Here is a 16,255-nt window from a genome sequence, read left to right as displayed (position 1 = left end):
CCCTCGACGCCGAGGGTCGCCGGCCGACATCCGAACGGGGGAATGACCAGATGGACGACATCACCGCGCTGATCCTCGACGACCACGCCGCGTTCCGGCGCGGCTTCGCCCGCCTCGACGACGCCCGCGACGAGCAGGAACTGCTGGCGATCTGGGAGGCGCTCGCCCTGCATCTGGACATCCACGCCGAGGCCGAGGAGGCGATCCTCTACCCGCACCTGGTCCGGCACGGCGACGACGGCGAGGCCGAGACGGCGGACGCGGTCGGCGACCACAACAAGATCCGCGACGCCATCGCCGAGTCGAAGCTGCACCCGGTCGGCTCCGAGCAGTGGTGGGCGGCGGTCTGGCAGGCCCGCCGGGAGAACAGCGAGCACCTCGCCGAGGAGGAGGACGAGGCGCTGCCGGACTTCCGCCGGCACGCCGGCACCGAACTGCGCGCCGAGCTGGGCCGGCGCTGGCTGACCTTCTACGGCGAGCACAAGAACGGCCGCAACCTGCCGTTCCGGGACAAGGACCCGGAGCGCTACGTGCGCGAGCACCGCTGACGATCTCCCCGGCACGGGGGAGTCGCCCGCTCGGGTGCCGCCGGCAGAATGGGCGGATGACTCCCCGGGCGGCCCTGGCCCCGCTGGTCGCCGGCAGCACCTGGCGCCGCGGCGTGTTCCTCCTGCTGGGCGGGGTGCTCGTGCTGCCGTACGTGCTCCTCGCGGTGATCTTCGCGCAGCTGCTCGGCCAGGCGGAGGTGTACCGGGCGCTGGTGCTCGGGCTGCTGGTGGTGGCGGCGGCGATCGCCGTGGTGCCGCTCTTCCTCGACGGCAGCCGGGCACTGGAGATCGCCGCGGCCCGGGCGCTGCTCGGCGTCGCACTGCCCGACCCGACGCCCGGGCTGCGGGCCGACCGGGAGACCCGGCTGCGCTCCGCGCTCTGGATCGCCACCCACCTGATCATCGGCGGCCTGGTGATGTTCGCGCTGATCAGCGCGCTGCCGATGGCGCTGGCCTTCATCGCCCAGCAGTTCGGGCTCGGCACCGACCAGATCAGCCGGGAGAGCTTCGGCCCGCTGGACGGCCGGGACACCGGCTGGCTGACCCTGACCGGGGTGGTGATGCTGGTGGCGCTCGGCTACGCGGTCGCCGGGCTGGGCGCGCTGGCCGCGTCGATGGCGCCGGTGCTGCTCGGCCCCGCCCCGGCGGAACGGATCGCCGCGCTGGAGGCCCGGGCCACCCGGCTCGCCGAGCGCAACCGGCTGGCCCGGGAACTGCACGACTCGGTCGGCCACGCGCTGACCGTGGCCACCCTGCAGGCCGGCGCGGCCCGGGAGGTGCTGGACCGGGACCCGGAGTTCGTCCGGCGGGCGCTGACCGCGATCGAGGAGACCGCCCGGGCCGCGACCGAGGACCTGGACCACGTGCTCGGCCTGCTCCGGGACAGCGAGGCCGGCCGGGCCGGGCCGGCGCCGCAGCGTACGCTCGCCGACCTGGACCGGCTGGTCGCGGACACCCGGGCGGCCGGGCTGGCGGTCGACGCGCGGTGCGCCGGGGATCCGGCCGACCTGCCGGCGGTGGTGTCCCGGGAGGGCTACCGGATCGTGCAGGAGGGGCTCACCAACGCCGCCCGGTACGGTCGGGGACCGGTGACGCTGCGGCTCGACGTGAGCCCTGAGGCGCTGGAGCTGGAGCTGGTGAACGAGCTGGCCGGAGACGTGCCGGCCGACCCGCGACGCGGCGGGCGCGGCCTGGACGGGATGCGGGAGCGGGTGCTGCTGCTCGGCGGCCGGTTGACCGCCGGGCCGGACGGCGACCGCTGGCGGATCCGGGTGCGACTGCCGCTGGAGGGAACGCGATGACCGGGCAGACCACCGACGGCGAGCCGACCGGGGTGCTGATCGTCGACGACGACGAGCTGGTCCGGATCGGCCTGCGGGCGATCCTGGACGCCCAGCCCGACCTGCGGGTGCTCGCCGAGGCCACGGACGGCGCCGAGGTGCTGCCGCTGGTCGCCCGGCACCGGCCCCGGGTGGTGCTGATGGACGTGCGAATGCCGGGCATCGACGGCATCCAGGCCACCCGGTCGCTGCTCGCCGCGTCCGCCGACCCGCCCCGGGTGCTGGTGGTCACCACCTTCGAGAACGACGAGTACGTCTACGACGCGCTGCGCGCCGGGGCGAGCGGCTTCCTGCTCAAGCGGGCCCGGCCGGCCGAGGTGGTGGAGGCGGTCCGGGTGGTCGCCCGGGGCGACTCGCTGCTCTTCCCGGCCGCGATCCGCCGGCTGGTCGGGGCGTACGGGGGGCGGGGCGGGGACCGGCTGGCGGCGGCCCGGCTCACCGACCGGGAGGCCGAGGTGCTCCGGCTGATGGCGACCGGCCGGTCCAATCCGGAGATCGCCGCGCACCTGGTGGTCGGGGTGGAGACGGTGAAGACCCACGTCGGCAACGTGCTGGCCAAGCTCGGGGTGCGCGACCGCACCCAGGCGGTGATCGCCGCGTACGAGTCGGGGTTCGTCACGCCCGCCGGCTGACCGGCTCCCCCCGCCGGGGGAGCGGGTTCACCGGCGTACGGGATGGATCGCGGGGGCCGCTGGCCGAGGCTGGAGCCATGACGACGATCACCGATCCCCGCCACCGAACCACCTCCCCCTGGCCGGACCGCTTCGCTCCGCTGGCCGCCGGCTGGCTCGGCCTCTGGGGCGTGCTCGCCCTGGTCGCCACCGTCACCGGGGCCGGCTACCCGTTCGGCCCGGACGACCCGGACACCGGCACCAGCCTGCTCCGGCTGGTCCCGGCCGACGTCGGGCCGCCGCTGTTCGCCGCGCTGCTGCTCGGTGCGGCGGTCGCCGCGCTGGCCATGACCGGGCCCACCGCCCGGGCGTCCCGGCCGCTGCGCACCCTGCTCGCCGGCTACGCCTGGGCCGTCGCCGCGCTGCTGGCCGTGGTGGTGCCCGACGCCCAGGTGCTGATCATGCTCGGGTACGCGCCGATGCTGATCCTCGGGGCGCCGTTCGGCTGGCCGCCGGTGGACTACGCGGACATCTTCACCTGGCCGCTGGCCGTCCGGTTCGCCGCCGTCGTCGGCGGGTTGCTGCTGGCCGGCGCGGTGCTCGCCTGGCAGCGGCGGACCGCCGGCGCCTGCGTCGGATGCGGCCGGGGCGGCGCCGGCCGGGACTGGACCACTCCGGCCGCCGCCGCCCGCTTCGGCCGGTGGGCCGCCGGGATCGCCGCCGCGATCCCCTTCGCCTACGCGCTGACCCGGTTCGCCTGGGCGGCCGGGATCCCGCTCGGCATCTCCCGCGAGTTCCTCACCGAGATGCAGGGCAACGGCATGGTCTGGGCCGGCTTCGGGCTGGGCGCGTTCGCCACCGTCGGCGCGGTGCTCACCCTCGGACTGGTCCAGCGCTGGGGCGAGCGGTTCCCCGGCTGGGTGCCCGTGCTGGGCGGTCGCCCGGTGCCGGTGCGGCTGGCCGTGGTGCCGGCCACCCTGGTCGCGGTCGCGGTCACCGCCGCCACCCTGGGCCTGGTCGCCAACCCGGACTTCTGGGCGCTGACCGGCGACGAATTCAGCCTGGCCAGCGCGCCGATGCTGCTCTGGCCGGCGTGGGGGCCGGCGCTCGGCGCGGCCGCGTACGCGTACCACCTGCGCCGCCGGGCCGGCTGCCCGCGCTGCGGGCAGGGCTGAGGGTGGGAGCGGGGGTACCCGGCAACGAACGGGCACCCCCGCCCGGCCCGAGCTAGCGTGGGCGGGTGACTGCGCCCAACCCGGTAATCCCGGCCCCACCGGCCGACCTGCCCGGCACGCTCGGCGCGCTGCGCGCGGCCGGCCACCGCTACCGCACCGTGAAGCAGGAGCTCCGTGACAACCTCCTGGCCCGGATGCGGGCCGGCGCCGACCGCTTCCCGGGCATTGTCGGCTACGACGACACCGTGCTGCCCGAGGTCGAGCGGGCCCTGCTCGCCGGGCACGACATGGTGCTGCTCGGCGAGCGTGGCCAGGGCAAGACCCGGCTGATCCGCTCGCTGGTGGGCCTGCTCGACGAGTGGACCCCGGTGATCGCCGGCTCGGCCCTCAACGAGCACCCGCTGCACCCGATCACCCCGGCCTCCCGGGCGCTGGTCGCCGAGGCCGCCGACGACCTGCCGGTCGGCTGGCTGCACCGCTCGATGCGCTACGGCGAGAAGCTGGCCACCCCGGACACCAGCGTCGGCGACCTGATCGGCGACGTGGACCCGGTCCGGCTGGCCCAGGGGCGCAGCCTCGGCGACCCGGAGACGATCCACTTCGGCCTGGTGCCGCGGACCAACCGGGGCATCTTCGCGGTCAACGAACTGCCCGACCTGGCCGAGCGGATCCAGGTGGCGCTGCTCAACGTGCTGGAGGAGCGGGACATCCAGGTCCGCGGCTACCAGCTCCGGCTGCCGCTGGACCTGTTCCTGGTGGCCAGCGCCAACCCGGAGGACTACACCAACCGGGGCCGGATCATCACCCCCCTCAAGGACCGGTTCGGCGCCGAGGTCCGTACCCACTACCCGGTCGACCTGGACCTGGAGCTGGCCCTGATCCGGCAGGAGGCCGACCTGGTCGCCGAGGTGCCGGAGCACGTGCTGGAGGTGCTCGCCCGGTTCGCCCGGGCGGTGCGCGAGTCGCCGTCGGTGGACCCGCGCTCCGGGGTCTCCGCCCGGTTCGCCATCGCCGCCGCCGAGACGGTCGCCGCGGCAGCGCTGCGCCGCGCCGGCCTGCTGGCCGCCGCCGACACCCCCGAGGGGGTACGCCCGGAGGCGCCGGTGGCTCGGGTCGGCGACGCGGTGTCGGTGACCTCGACGCTGCGCGGCAAGGTGGAGTTCGAGAGCGGCGAGGAGGGGCGGGAGGTGGAGATCCTCGGCCACCTGCTGCGCACCGCCACCGCCGAGACGTTCCGGGCCCGGTTGGCCGGGCTGGACCTGTCCGGGTTCACCGGGCTGGTCGCCGAGGGCACCGTCATCGAGACCGGTGAGCTGGTCAGCTCGACCGAGCTGCTGCGCCAGGTGGGCACCGTGCCGGGGCTGGCCAAGGCGCTGGACCGGCTCGGCATGGGCGATGCCCCGACCCAGGAGGAGGCCGCCGCCGGCGTCGAGTTCGTGCTGGAGGGGTTGCACCTGACCCGGCGGCTCGGCAAGGACGTCACCGACTCCGGCCGCACCCGCTACGGCGGCCGGGGCTGAGCGTGGCCGGCAACCGGTTCCGGTACGGGCAGTGGCGCGGCGGCCCGGACCCGCTGGCGCCCCCGTACGACGTGCGCGCGGCGGTCGACGCGGTCGGCGCGGAGGTGCTGGCCGGCGGCAGCCTGCGGGAGGCGCTGCGGGACCTGCTGCGCCGGGGTCCGCAGGGCCGGGGCGGCCTGGACGACCTGGCGGCGCGGGCCCGGCGGCTGCGTCGTGAGGCGCTGCGCCGGGGCGACCTGGACGGGGCGGTGACCCGGTCCCGGGCGCTGCTCGACCAGGCGCTCGCGGCCGAGCGGGACGAGCTGCGCGGCCGGGACGACGACGGCGCCCGGTTCGCCGAGGCGGTGCTGGACAACCTGCCCCGGTCCACCGCCCGGGCGGTGGAGGAACTGGCTGGCTACGAGTGGGCCAGCGACGAGGCCCGCCGGTCGTACCAGCAGATCCTGGACGGGCTCCGCGACGACGTGCTGGGCCAGCGGTTCGCCGGGCTGCGCGACGCGGTGCGGGCGTCCGCCGACCCGGCGGCCCAGCGGCGGCTGGCCGAGATGATGCGCGACCTGAACGACCTGCTGGCCCGGCACGCCCGCGCGGAGGACACCACCGACGCGTTCGCCGAGTTCATGCGCCGGCACGGCGAGTTCTTCCCGGAGCAGCCGAAGGACGTCGACGAGCTGGTCGACGTGCTGGCCCGGCGGGCGGCGGCCGGTGAGCGGCTGATGCGGTCGTTGTCGGACCGGCAGCGCGAGGAACTGGCCGGGCTGATGCGGCAGTCGCTCGGCGATCGGCTGGCCGGGGAACTGTCCGCGCTGGACGCCCACCTGCGCGCGCTCCGCCCCGATCTGGCCTGGGGGCGTGGCGAGCGGGTCCGCGGCGATCGACCGCTGGGCTACGGCGAGGCGGCCGGCGCGCTGGGCGAGATCGCCGAGCTGGACGAGCTGCTGGACGCCCTGGACCAGGACTATCCGGGGGCGACCCTGGACGACGTCGACGTCGACGCGGTGGCCCGGACGCTGGGCCGGGACGCGGCCGACGACGTACGCCGGTTGCGGGAGCTGGAACAGGAACTGCGCCGGCAGGGCTGGGTGAGCCGGGACGCGGACGGGCTGACCCTGAGCCCGAAGGCGCTGCGCCGGCTCGGCGGCACCGCGCTGCGGCGGGTCTTCGCCGACCTGACCGCCGGGCCGCGGGGCCAGCACGACCTGCGCTCGGCGGGCGCCGCCGGCGAGGTCAGCGGCGGCTCGCGGCCCTGGGAGTACGGCGACGAGCAGCCGCTGGACGTGGTGCGGACGCTGACCCGGGCGGTCCGCCGGGCCGGGCCGGGCGTACCGGTGCAGCTGGCCGTCGAGGACTTCGAGGTGGTGGAGACCGAGCGGCGGGCCTCGGCGGCGGTGGCGCTCTGCGTCGACCTGTCCTACTCGATGATCTCGCAGGGGCGCTGGGGGCCGATGAAGCAGACGGCGCTGGCCCTGGCGCACCTGATGGCGACCCGGTTCCCGCAGGACGCGCTCCAGATCATCGGGTTCGGCCGGCAGGCGCTGCCGCTGAGCCAGCACGAGCTGGCCGCCGTCGAGCCGGACATGGAACAGGGCACCAACCTCCAGCACGCGCTGCGGCTGGCCGGCCGGCACCTGCGCCGGCACCCGGACGCCGAGCCGGTGGTGCTGGTGGTCACCGACGGGGAGCCGACCGCGCACCTGGACCCGGACGACGGGGAGGCGCTCTTCCACTGGCCGCCGCTGCCGGAGACCATCGAGGCGACGATCCGCGAGGTGGACCGGCTCACCCGCTACGGCGCCACGCTCAACCTGTTCATGCTCGGCGAGGACGAGGGGCTGCGTCGCTTCGTCGACGCGGTGGCCCGGCGCAGCCGCGGCCGGATGTTCACCCCCGACCTGGACGACCTGGGCGAGTACGTCGTCTCCGACTACCTGCGCGCCCGGCACGGTCGCCGCTGACCCGGGTCGCCCTGAACCGGCCGTTCGGCTGCGTTCCGGCGGCGGCGACTTCGGGCGCGGGGGCCGGCAGTTGCACGCTGTCGAGCTGCCCCGTCTGCGGGACCGGAGCCGCCGCGGTGGTCAGGGCCGCGACGTCGGGGCGACGCCGTGCAGGAGGGTGTCCAGGATGCGGGTGGCGAGCGCGTCCGGGTCGCCCGTCGGTGCCGGGGTGCCGTGCATGGTCTCGTTGATCAGGGCGAGGTAGACCCGACGCGTCCAGGTGAGGTCGGCGTCCGGACGGATCACGCCCTCCTGCTGCGCCCGCCGCAGCACCAGGTCGCAGCCGGCGAAGACCTCCTGCTGGCTCCGGGCGGTCGCGGGGTCGTCGGTGGGCTGGTCGAGCGCGAACCGCCAGCGGGACTTGATCTCCAGGATGGAGGCGGTCGCCTGGTGCAGGACGACCAGCGGGGGCGCGGTGGCCGGCCGGGCCGCGGCGACGGCGGCGCCGATCTGCTCCCAGGCGGCCCGGGTCATGCTGGTGATCAGGGCCTCCCGGCTGGCGAACCGCCGGTGCACGGTGGTGCGGGCGACCCCGGCCGCCTCGGCGATCTGCTCGATGGTGGCGGCCGGGTTCGCGGCCAGCAGCCGCTCCGCCGCCTCGGTGATGGTGCGGATGCTCCGCTCGGCGTCGGCCCGCAGCCGTCGCTGACCCTCGACCACGTCGTCTCCCTCCTACCCGTCAAACAATACGCCAGGTTTTCGTTCTCCCGACAACTGCAACAGCATGTTGCAGATGATGTCTCTAGCCGCTACAGTGAGACGCATGACTGATGTTGCTCTCATCACCGGCGCGTCCTCCGGGATCGGCGCCGAGTTCGCCCGCCAGCTCGCCGCCCGCGGGCACGACCTGGCCCTGGTCGCCCGGTCGGTCGACCGGATGGAGGCACTGGCCGCGACGCTGCGGCAGGCGCACGGCGTACGGGTCGAGGTGATCGGGCAGGACCTCGCCGCGCCCGACGCCACCGAGCGGGTGACGGCTGAGCTGCGGGCCCGCGACCTGGAGGTGGACCTGCTGGTCAACAACGCCGGCTTCGGCACCTGCGGCCGCTTCGAGGAGATCCCCGGTGCCCGCGACCACGACCAGCTCATGGTCAACGTGGTGGCGCTGACGGACCTGACCCACGCGCTGGTGCCCCCCATGCTGGTCCGGGGCCGGGGCGCGGTGCTCAACGTCGCCTCGACCGCCGCCTTCCAGCCCGCGGCGTACTTCGCCGTCTACAGCGCCGCCAAGGCGTTCGTGCTCAACTTCAGCCTCGCCCTGTGGAGCGAGTACCGCGACCGCGGCATCCGGGTGCTGGCGCTGTGCCCCGGCCCGGTCGAGACCGAGTTCTTCGCCACCATCGGCACCCGCAGAGCCGCCATCGGCGGGCGGATGGAGACCTCGCAGCGGGTGGTGACCAGGGCGCTGCGGGCGCTGGAGCGCAACCAGGGGTACGTCGTGCCGGGTCGGAGCAACTTCGCCTTCGCGCACCTGCAGCCGCGCCGCCCGCGCAAACTCCTCGCCCTGGTCAGCCGCGCGGTCACCCGGGGGGTGCTGGCGGCCTGACCGACGCACGGAGTCCGGCCCGCCGCCGCCCCGATCGGATTAGCCTGGGCGGATGGAGGTCGACAGGCTCCGGCGGGCGTACGCGGACCTGCTCGCGGAGGTCGACGCGGGCGGGTTCGGGCCGCCACCGCAGGGGCAGCTCAGCGCCGAGCAGATCGTCGCCCACCTGGCCGCCAACGACGAACTGATGGTCGAGGCGACCGAGGCGGTGCTGGCCGGCGCGCCGTTCGCCTACTACGACCTGGAGACGATCCACCGCCCGCAGGTCGACGCGCTGGTCGCCGAGTGCGGCGGGCTGGATGCCCTGGCCACCCTGCTGCGCGCCACCAGCCAGAAGCTCTGTGCGCTCACCGAGCGGCTCGGCCCGGCCGCCCAGACCCCCGTCGACACCCATCTGCGCGAGGGCTACGACCTCAACGTGGACGAGCCGCTGCCCTGGGGCCGCACCCTCGACCTGCACAGCCGGGTGCACCTGCCCAAGCACCTAGCACAGCTGCGCATGCTCCGCGCCGGCTGACGGACGGGTGGCGTGCTGACACGGTGGTGGCGGCGACGCTGAGCCGCCGCTCGGCGGCCGGGGCGGGGCGACGGCCGGCTTCCCGGGTCGGTAGGGCCGCCGTCAGGCCGGCTCGGGCTGGCGGCGGAAGGCGCGGCGGTACGCCGACGGGGCCACCCCGATCCGCAGGTGCAACTGCTGGCGCAGGGCCGCCGCGGTGCCGAAGCCGCAGCGGCGGGCCACCTGGTCGACGGTGAGGTCGGTGGTCTCCAGCAACAGCCGGGCGTGGTCGGTGCGCTGCTGGAGCAGCCACTGGGCCGGGCTGAGGCCGGTCTCCGAGCGGAAGCGCCGGGTGAAGGTGCGCACGCTCATCCGGGCCTGCTCGGCCAGGTCGCGCAGGGTCACCGGCTCGTGCAGCCGCTGCCGGGCCCATTCCCGGGCGGCGGCGGTGCTGGCGTCGGCGGCCCGGGGCACCGGCCGCTCGATGTACTGGGCCTGGCCGCCGTCCCGCCACGGGGGCACCACGCAGCGCCGGGCCGCCCGGTTGGCCACCTCGCTGCCGTGGTCGGTGCGGATGACGTGCAGGCACAGGTCGAGCCCGGCGGCCACCCCGGCCGAGGTGAGCAGCTGGTCGTCGTGGATGAAGAGCACGTCCGGGTCGAGGTCCACCGCCGGGTGCAGCCGGCGGAACCGCTCGGCGTACCCCCAGTGGGTGGTGGCCCGCCGGCCGTCCAGCAGGCCGGCGGCGGCCAGCACGAAGGCGCCGGTGCAGATCGACATGACCCGGGCGCCCCGGTGGTACGCCGCGCGCAGCGCCTCGGCCACCTCCGCGTCGAGGGTGCCGTCGGTCAGCGGCGTCCCGCCGTGGATCCCCGGCACGACCACCGTGTCGGCGGTGGCGAGCAGTTCCAGCCCGTGGTCGGGCAGCACCTGGTAGCCGCCGCTGCTGCGGACCGGCCGGGCACCCGGGCTGCAGACCTCGACGGTGTAGAGCGGCGTCAGGTCGGCGTCGCGGGCGGTGCCGAAGACCTGGGCGGGGGTGCCGAGGTCGAGGCCGACGACGTGGTCGAGGGCGAGCACCGCGATCCGGTGCCGGCGAAGGGTCATGGCCCGATTATTGCGCATGATGGCTTTCCGGCCACTCGTCGTTCCGGGCGCGGCTCCCGAGACTCGACACGTGACCCGATCCCGTCGCCTGCACCCGGCCTGGACCGTCGCCGCGGTCGCCTTCGTCGCGCTGGTCGGCGCGGCCGGCTTCCGCGCCGCCCCGTCGGTGCTGCTGCACCCGCTGCACGCCGAGTTCCGCTGGCCGCTGGCCACCATCTCCGCCGCGGTCTCGGTCAACCTGCTGCTCTACGGGCTCACCGCGCCGTTCGCCGCCGCCCTGATGGACCGGTTCGGCATCCGACGGGTGGTCGCCAGCGCGCTGCTGCTGGTCGCGGCGGGCAGCGGGCTGACCGTCTTCATGACCGCGAGCTGGCAGCTCATCCTCTGCTGGGGCGTGCTGGTCGGATTGGGCACCGGGTCGATGGCGCTGGCCTTCGTGGCGACGGTCACCGGACGCTGGTTCGTGCACCGCCGAGGGCTGGTCACCGGGGTGCTCACCGCCGGCGGCGCGACCGGGCAACTCGTCTTCCTCCCGCTGGTGGCCGTGCTCGTCGACAGGTACGGGTGGCGGTCGGCGGCGCTCGTCGTGGCCGGGGCCGCGCTGGCGGTCGTACCGCTGGTGGTGTGGCTGCTGCGCGAGCACCCGGCGGACCTGGGGCTGCCGGCCTACGGAGCGACCGAGGTCACGCCCCCGCCGCCGGTGGCCGGCGGGGCCGCCGCGCGGGCCCTCGGCTCGCTGGCCCAGGCCGCCCGGACCCGGCCGTTCTGGCTGCTGGCCGGCGGCTTCGCGATCTGCGGCGCGACCACCAACGGGCTGGTCGGCACCCACTTCGTGCCGGCCGCGCACGACCACGGCATGCCGCAGACCACGGCGGCCGGGCTGCTGGCGCTGGTCGGGCTCTTCGACATCGTCGGCACCATCGCCTCCGGCTGGCTGACCGACCGGGTGGACAGCCGGCTGCTGCTCGGCGCCTACTACGCGCTGCGCGGCGCGTCGCTGCTGGTGCTGCCCGGGCTCTTCGCGGCCAGCGCCGAACCGAGCATGCTGGTGTTCATCGTCTTCTACGGGCTCGACTGGGTGGCCACGGTGCCGCCGACGGTGGCGCTGTGCCGGGAGTACTTCGGGGCGTCTGCGGCGGTCGTCTTCGGCTGGGTGTTCGCCGCGCACCAGGTGGGTGCCGCGCTCGCCGCGACCGGCGCCGGGCTGGTCCGCGACCAGCTCGGCGACTACGCGCCGGCCTGGTACGCCGCCGGGGCGCTGTCGATCGGCGCGGCCGGGCTGTCGCTGCTGCTGCGGCGCCGCCGGGGCGTCCCGGTCGAGCCGCTGGCCGTGCCCGTCGCGGTGCCCGCCCGGCGGGCCTGGAGCTACCGGGGCTGACCGGTCAGGCCACGGTCCACTGCTGCTCGACCGCGCCGGCGCAGGCGGCCTGTTCGACGTCGTCGCCGACTTCGGTGCCGCCGTCGTCCACCTGCCCGCACCGGCCGCTGTGCACGGCGACCAGCAGCACCGGGCCGGTGCCGGTCGGGGTCAGCCGCCACTGCTGGTTGGCCTGGCCGTGGCAGGGGAACTGGAGCAGCTTCGTGCCGTCGTCGGTGCTGGCGCCCTCGACGTCGAGGCACTGCCCGGTGGCGGCGTTGGTGAGCGTCACCACGTCCGGGCCGGCCGGGTTGACCACCCACTGCTGCTCCGGCCCGCCCGTGCAGACCGCGAGCTGGGCCGGTGCCCGCTCGCCGGTGCCGTCCAGGCCGAGGCAGAGCCCGGAGGCCGCGGCCCGGAACACCCGCGGGCCGGCCGCCGGCGCCGCCGGTGTGGTGGGGGCGGCCGTCGGCGCGGCCGGGCTGCTGGCCGCCGGCTCGCTCGCCGCCGGGGTGCTCTCCGGCGCCGTCGACGGCGTGCCGGCCGACGCCGGCACCACCGGCGCGCTGTCGCCGCCGCCGAGCACGCCGGTGGCGAAGAAGACCCCGAGCAGGACGCCGGCCAACCCGACGCCGAGCGCCGTCCGCATCAGCGGGTCGCGGGGCAGCCGCGGGCGCGACGCGCCCCGGCCGCCGTAGACCGTGCCGGCCGGGTCGTTGCGCTCTTCGGTCATACCGGCATCCTGACCCACCCCGGCCGCCGGCGGCCAGCCGGCCCCCGCCGGGGTGACCCCGGGCGTTCAATCGACGACCTGGACGTCCTTCCAGAAGGCCACCCGGTCGCGCACCAGCTCCGCCTCGGGCTTCGGGTCGGGGTAGTACCAGACCGCGTCGGCGCTGGTCCGGCCGTCGTGTTCCAGCGTGTAGTAGGACGCGGTGCCCTTCCACGGGCAGAACGTGTGGGTCGGCGAATCGCGGACCAGGTCGTCGCGCAGCGCGGCCCGGGGGAAGTAGTGGTTGCCCTCGACCAGCACGGTGTCGTCGCTCTCGGCCACGACCAGGTCGTTCCAGACGGCTTTCGGCATGGCTCCCACGCTATGCCGGCCGGCCGGCGGCGGCCAGTGCGCGAGCACACCGGCGGCCGGTGGCTGCAAATGCCGGCGGCCAGTGGCTGCGAATGCCGGCGGCCGTGCCCGCGATCGGCGGCTGGTGGCCGGCGCGCGGCGGCCGGCGGACCGGGTTCAGCGGGCCGGTTCGGGGTCGGTGACGTCGGCGACCGTGGCCGCCAGCAGGTCGAGGGCGCGGTCCGCGTCCACCGCCAGGGCCACCCCGTGCTCGCCCGCGCCGAGGGTGATCTGCCGGCCGCGCAGCCGCTCGTCGGCGATCACCGGCCAGGCGGTGCTGGCGCCGAACGGGGTGATGGTGCCCCGTTCGTAGCCGGTCACCGCCTTCGCCGTGGCCGCGTCGGGCAGGGAGAGCCGGTTGACGTTGAGCAGCGCGCGCAGCTTCGGCCAGGAGATCACCCGGTCGCCGGGGGTGAGCACGAAGAGGTGGTCGTCCGGGCCGCGCCGGACGACGATGGTCTTCACCACGTCCGGTACGGCCACCCCGCGCGCCCGCGCTGCCTCGGCCAGGCTGCGTACCGGCCCGTGCCGGATCACGCGGTAGGGCAGGCCGGTGGCGTCCAGGGCGGCGTACGCGGGAGAGGGCACGCCGGCCACGTTAACCCTCCCGGTCCTTCCGTGATGCGAAAAGGCCACCGTGGACATCCCACGCCGAGCACGCCTCGGAGCGTAAAGTGATCTCATGTGCGCGGTCCGTGTGGATCATCATCCGGTCGACCACGAGAGTGCGGTGGCTCAGCTGCGGCGCTCCTACGATGCGGTGCCCGCCGGTGAGCCGGTGCGGCTCGCCAAGCGCACCTCCAACCTGTTCCGCCCGCGATCTGCGCCCCGCGTTCCGGGCCTGGACGTCAGCGGCCTGACCGGGGTGCTGGCCGTCGACCCGGCCGCCCGCACCGCCGACGTGCAGGGCATGTGCACGTACGAGGACCTGGTCGACGCGACCCTGCCGCACGGGCTGATGCCGCTGGTGGTGCCGCAGCTGCGCACCATCACCCTCGGCGGCGCGGTGACCGGGCTGGGCATCGAGTCCACCTCGTTCCGCAACGGCCTGCCGCACGAGTCGGTGCTCGAACTGGACGTGCTCACCGGCGCCGGCGAGATCGTCACCGCCCGGCCCGATGGTGAGCACGCGGACCTGTTCGCCGCGTTCCCCAACTCGCTGGGCAGCCTCGGCTACGCCACCCGGCTGCGCATCGAACTGCAGCCGGTCCGCCGGCAGGTGGCGCTGCGCAACGTGCGGTTCACCCGGCTGGAGGAGTTGGTCGACGCGATCGGCGAGGTGAGCGCCACCCGTTCCTTCGGCGGCGTCGAGGTGGACGCGATGGACGGGGTGATGTTCAGCCCCGGCGAGGCGTACCTGGTGCTGGGCACGTTCACCGACGACGCGGGCGAAACCAGCGACTACACCGGCCAGGACATCTACTACCGGTCGCTGCGCCGGCGTACCCGGGACGCGCTGACCGCGTACGACTATCTGTGGCGTTGGGACACCGACTGGTTCTGGTGCTCGGCGGCCTTCGGGGTGCAGCATCCGGTGGTCCGCCGGATCTGGCCGGCGCGGTGGCGGCGCAGCGACGTCTACCACCGGCTGGTCCGGCTGGAGAACCGGCACGGGGTGGCCGCGCGGATCGACCGGCTGCGCGGCCTGCCGGCGCGGGAGCGGGTGGTGCAGGACGTGGAGATCCCGCTGGACCGGACGGCGGAGTTCCTGCGCTGGTTCGCCCGTGAGGTCGGGATGAGCCCGGTCTGGCTCTGCCCGCTGCGGCTGCGCGAGCCGACCGGCCCCGGAACGGCGCGGGCCTGGCCGCTGTATCCGCTACGGCCGGGGCAGGACTACGTCAACATCGGATTCTGGGGGAGTGTGCCGATCGCGGAGGGCGCCGCCGACGGCGACGTCAACCGGTCGATCGAGCGCGAGGTGTCGGAGCTGGGCGGGCACAAGTCGCTCTACTCCGACGCGTACTACGACCGGGCGTCCTTCGACCGGCTCTACGGGGGCGAGACCTGGCGCGCGGTGAAGGACCGTTACGACCCGGATCACCGGCTGACCGGACTGTACGAGAAGGCGGTTGCACGACAATGAGCCTGACCGATCGAGACCAGGGAGCGGCGAGCACTCCCGCCACCCCGCCGGCGGGGGGCCGGCCCAGGGGCCTGACCGTGGCCGACGTGATCCGTGCGGTCACCGCCGGCCCGCTGCCGGTGCGGATCACCGCGTACGACGGCAGCGCGTTCGGCCCGACCGACGCCGGGATCACCCTGGCCATCAACTCCGAGCGGGGGTTGTCCTACCTGCTCACCGCCCCGGGCGACCTGGGCATGGCGCGCGCCTACGTCAGCGGCGACCTGGCGCTGGAGGGGGTCCACCCGGGCGACCCGTACGAGGCGCTGCGGGTGCTCAAGGACGAGATGCGCCTGCGGATGCCGCCGCTGGCCGAGGGACTGAGCCTGGTCCGCCGGCTGGGCTGGGAGCGGCTGCTGCCGCCGCCCCCGCCGCCGCAGGAGGCCCAGCCCCGGTGGAAGCGGGTGGTGAACGGGCTGCGGCACTCCCGTACCCGGGACAGCAACGCGATCTCCCACCACTACGACGTGTCGAACGCCTTCTACGAGAAGGTGCTCGGCCCGTCGATGACGTACACCTGCGCGTTGTTCCACAGCCCGGATGACACCCTGGAGCAGGCCCAGGCGGCCAAGTACGACCTGGTAGCCGGCAAGCTGGCGCTCAAGCCGGGGATGCGGCTGCTCGACGTGGGGTGCGGCTGGGGCGGGATGGTCCGGCACGCGGCCCGGGAGTACGGCGTGAAGGCGCTCGGCGTGACGCTGTCCCGGGCGCAGGCGCAGTGGGCCCAGGCGGCGATCGAGCGGGAGGGGCTGACCGAGCTGGCCGAGGTGCGCCACCTCGACTACCGGGACGTGCCGCCGCAGCAGTTCGACGCCGTCTCCTCGATCGGGTTGACCGAGCACATCGGGGTGCGCAACTACCCGGCCTACTTCGGCTTCCTGCGGGACCGGCTGCGCCCGGGCGGGCGCCTGCTCAACCACTGCATCACCCGCGCGGACAACCACGCCCCGCACCGCTCGGGCGCGTTCATCGACCGGTACGTCTTCCCGGACGGGGAGCTGGCCGGCCCCGGGCGGCTGATCAGCGAGCTGCACGACGTGGGGCTGGAGGTGCACCACGAGGAGAACCTGCGGCAGCACTACGCGCTGACGTTGGCCGGCTGGTGCCGCAACCTGGTGGCGAACTGGGACTTCTGCGTCGACGAGGTGGGGGTGGGCACTGCCCGGGTCTGGGGGCTCTACATGGCCGGTTCCCGCCTGGCGTTCGAGCTCAACGGCATCCAGCTGCATCAGGTGCTGGCCACCCGCAACGGGCCGGATGGGGCGAACAGCTACCCGCTGCGCCCGGACTGGCTGCCCTGACCACCACCCGTTGAC

Annotated in this window: 16 protein-coding genes; 11 read left to right on the top strand and 5 right to left on the bottom strand. The window is 75.2% G+C overall.

What is annotated here, in order from left to right:
* The first annotated feature begins 50 nt into the window (after window positions 1-50).
* The 6 genes from GA0070609_RS23830 (at window position 51) to GA0070609_RS23805 (ending at window position 7,149) form a co-directional block, all read left to right on the top strand.
* Window positions 51-548 (top strand): hemerythrin domain-containing protein, encoded by a 498-nt coding sequence (locus GA0070609_RS23830; protein ID WP_088995845.1) that lies wholly within the window; start codon window positions 51-53, stop codon window positions 546-548.
* Between the two features lie 56 nt (window positions 549-604).
* Window positions 605-1,849 carry a sensor histidine kinase gene (locus tag GA0070609_RS23825; protein WP_088995844.1) on the top strand — a complete coding sequence of 415 codons (1,245 nt, stop codon included), beginning with the start codon at window positions 605-607 and terminating at the stop codon, window positions 1,847-1,849.
* Window positions 1,846-2,520 (top strand): response regulator transcription factor, encoded by a 675-nt coding sequence (locus GA0070609_RS23820; protein WP_088995843.1) that lies wholly within the window; start codon window positions 1,846-1,848, stop codon window positions 2,518-2,520. The genes GA0070609_RS23825 and GA0070609_RS23820 overlap by 4 nt, the downstream gene beginning before the upstream one ends.
* A 77-nt stretch (window positions 2,521-2,597) precedes the next feature.
* Window positions 2,598-3,674 (top strand): hypothetical protein, encoded by a 1,077-nt coding sequence (locus GA0070609_RS23815; protein WP_088995842.1) that lies wholly within the window; start codon window positions 2,598-2,600, stop codon window positions 3,672-3,674.
* A 65-nt stretch (window positions 3,675-3,739) separates the two neighbouring features.
* A complete protein-coding gene (locus GA0070609_RS23810; RefSeq protein WP_088995841.1) occupies window positions 3,740-5,194 on the top strand; it encodes a magnesium chelatase in 1,455 nt (484 codons plus the stop codon).
* A 2-nt stretch (window positions 5,195-5,196) separates the two neighbouring features.
* Window positions 5,197-7,149 (top strand): VWA domain-containing protein, encoded by a 1,953-nt coding sequence (locus GA0070609_RS23805; protein ID WP_088995840.1) that lies wholly within the window; start codon window positions 5,197-5,199, stop codon window positions 7,147-7,149.
* Between the two features lie 120 nt (window positions 7,150-7,269).
* Here GA0070609_RS23805 and GA0070609_RS23800 read toward each other — a convergent pair whose 3' ends face one another.
* Window positions 7,270-7,848 (bottom strand): TetR/AcrR family transcriptional regulator, encoded by a 579-nt coding sequence (locus tag GA0070609_RS23800; protein ID WP_088995839.1) that lies wholly within the window; start codon window positions 7,846-7,848, stop codon window positions 7,270-7,272.
* A 103-nt stretch (window positions 7,849-7,951) separates the two neighbouring features.
* On the opposite strand from GA0070609_RS23800, the gene GA0070609_RS23795 reads away from it, so the two are divergent.
* Window positions 7,952-8,734, top strand: a complete 783-nt coding sequence (locus tag GA0070609_RS23795) for an SDR family NAD(P)-dependent oxidoreductase (protein ID WP_088995838.1) — start codon at window positions 7,952-7,954, stop codon at window positions 8,732-8,734.
* Between the two features lie 52 nt (window positions 8,735-8,786).
* On the top strand, window positions 8,787-9,251 hold the full coding sequence (locus GA0070609_RS23790) for a hypothetical protein (RefSeq protein WP_088995837.1): 465 nt from the start codon (window positions 8,787-8,789) through the stop codon (window positions 9,249-9,251).
* Window positions 9,252-9,353: 102 nt separating this feature from the next.
* Here the strand turns inward: GA0070609_RS23790 and GA0070609_RS23785 are convergent, their stop codons facing one another.
* Window positions 9,354-10,355 carry a GlxA family transcriptional regulator gene (locus tag GA0070609_RS23785; protein WP_088995836.1) on the bottom strand — a complete coding sequence of 334 codons (1,002 nt, stop codon included), beginning with the start codon at window positions 10,353-10,355 and terminating at the stop codon, window positions 9,354-9,356.
* Between the two features lie 52 nt (window positions 10,356-10,407).
* Here GA0070609_RS23785 and GA0070609_RS23780 point away from each other — a divergent pair, with 52 nt between their 5' ends.
* The gene (locus tag GA0070609_RS23780) at window positions 10,408-11,715 is read left to right on the top strand and encodes an MFS transporter (protein ID WP_088995835.1); all 1,308 of its coding nucleotides are present in this window, start codon (window positions 10,408-10,410) and stop codon (window positions 11,713-11,715) included.
* A 4-nt stretch (window positions 11,716-11,719) separates the two neighbouring features.
* Here the strand turns inward: GA0070609_RS23780 and GA0070609_RS34935 are convergent, their stop codons facing one another.
* The 3 genes from GA0070609_RS34935 to GA0070609_RS23765 form a co-directional block, all read right to left on the bottom strand.
* On the bottom strand, window positions 11,720-12,427 hold the full coding sequence (locus GA0070609_RS34935; RefSeq protein WP_088995834.1) for an RICIN domain-containing protein: 708 nt from the start codon (window positions 12,425-12,427) through the stop codon (window positions 11,720-11,722).
* A gap of 66 nt (window positions 12,428-12,493) precedes the next feature.
* Window positions 12,494-12,778: a DUF427 domain-containing protein gene (locus GA0070609_RS23770; RefSeq protein WP_088995833.1), complete on the bottom strand. Its 285-nt coding sequence runs from the start codon at window positions 12,776-12,778 to the stop codon at window positions 12,494-12,496.
* A 156-nt stretch (window positions 12,779-12,934) separates the two neighbouring features.
* Window positions 12,935-13,462: an aminoacyl-tRNA deacylase gene (locus GA0070609_RS23765; protein ID WP_088995832.1), complete on the bottom strand. Its 528-nt coding sequence runs from the start codon at window positions 13,460-13,462 to the stop codon at window positions 12,935-12,937.
* A gap of 37 nt (window positions 13,463-13,499) precedes the next feature.
* On the opposite strand from GA0070609_RS23765, the gene GA0070609_RS23760 reads away from it, so the two are divergent.
* Complete coding sequence (locus GA0070609_RS23760; RefSeq protein ID WP_088995831.1) at window positions 13,500-14,900, top strand: FAD-binding oxidoreductase; 1,401 nt, start codon at window positions 13,500-13,502, stop codon at window positions 14,898-14,900.
* Entirely contained in the window at window positions 14,897-16,240 is a 1,344-nt protein-coding gene (locus tag GA0070609_RS23755) for a class I SAM-dependent methyltransferase (RefSeq protein ID WP_088995830.1), read from the top strand. Before GA0070609_RS23760 ends, GA0070609_RS23755 begins: the two co-directional genes overlap by 4 nt.
* Window positions 16,241-16,255 lie beyond the last annotated feature (15 nt).

Source organism: Micromonospora echinaurantiaca (genome assembly GCF_900090235.1).
Classification (GTDB): Bacteria; Actinomycetota; Actinomycetes; order Mycobacteriales; family Micromonosporaceae; genus Micromonospora; species Micromonospora echinaurantiaca.
This window is presented reverse-complemented; position numbering and strand designations above follow the sequence as displayed.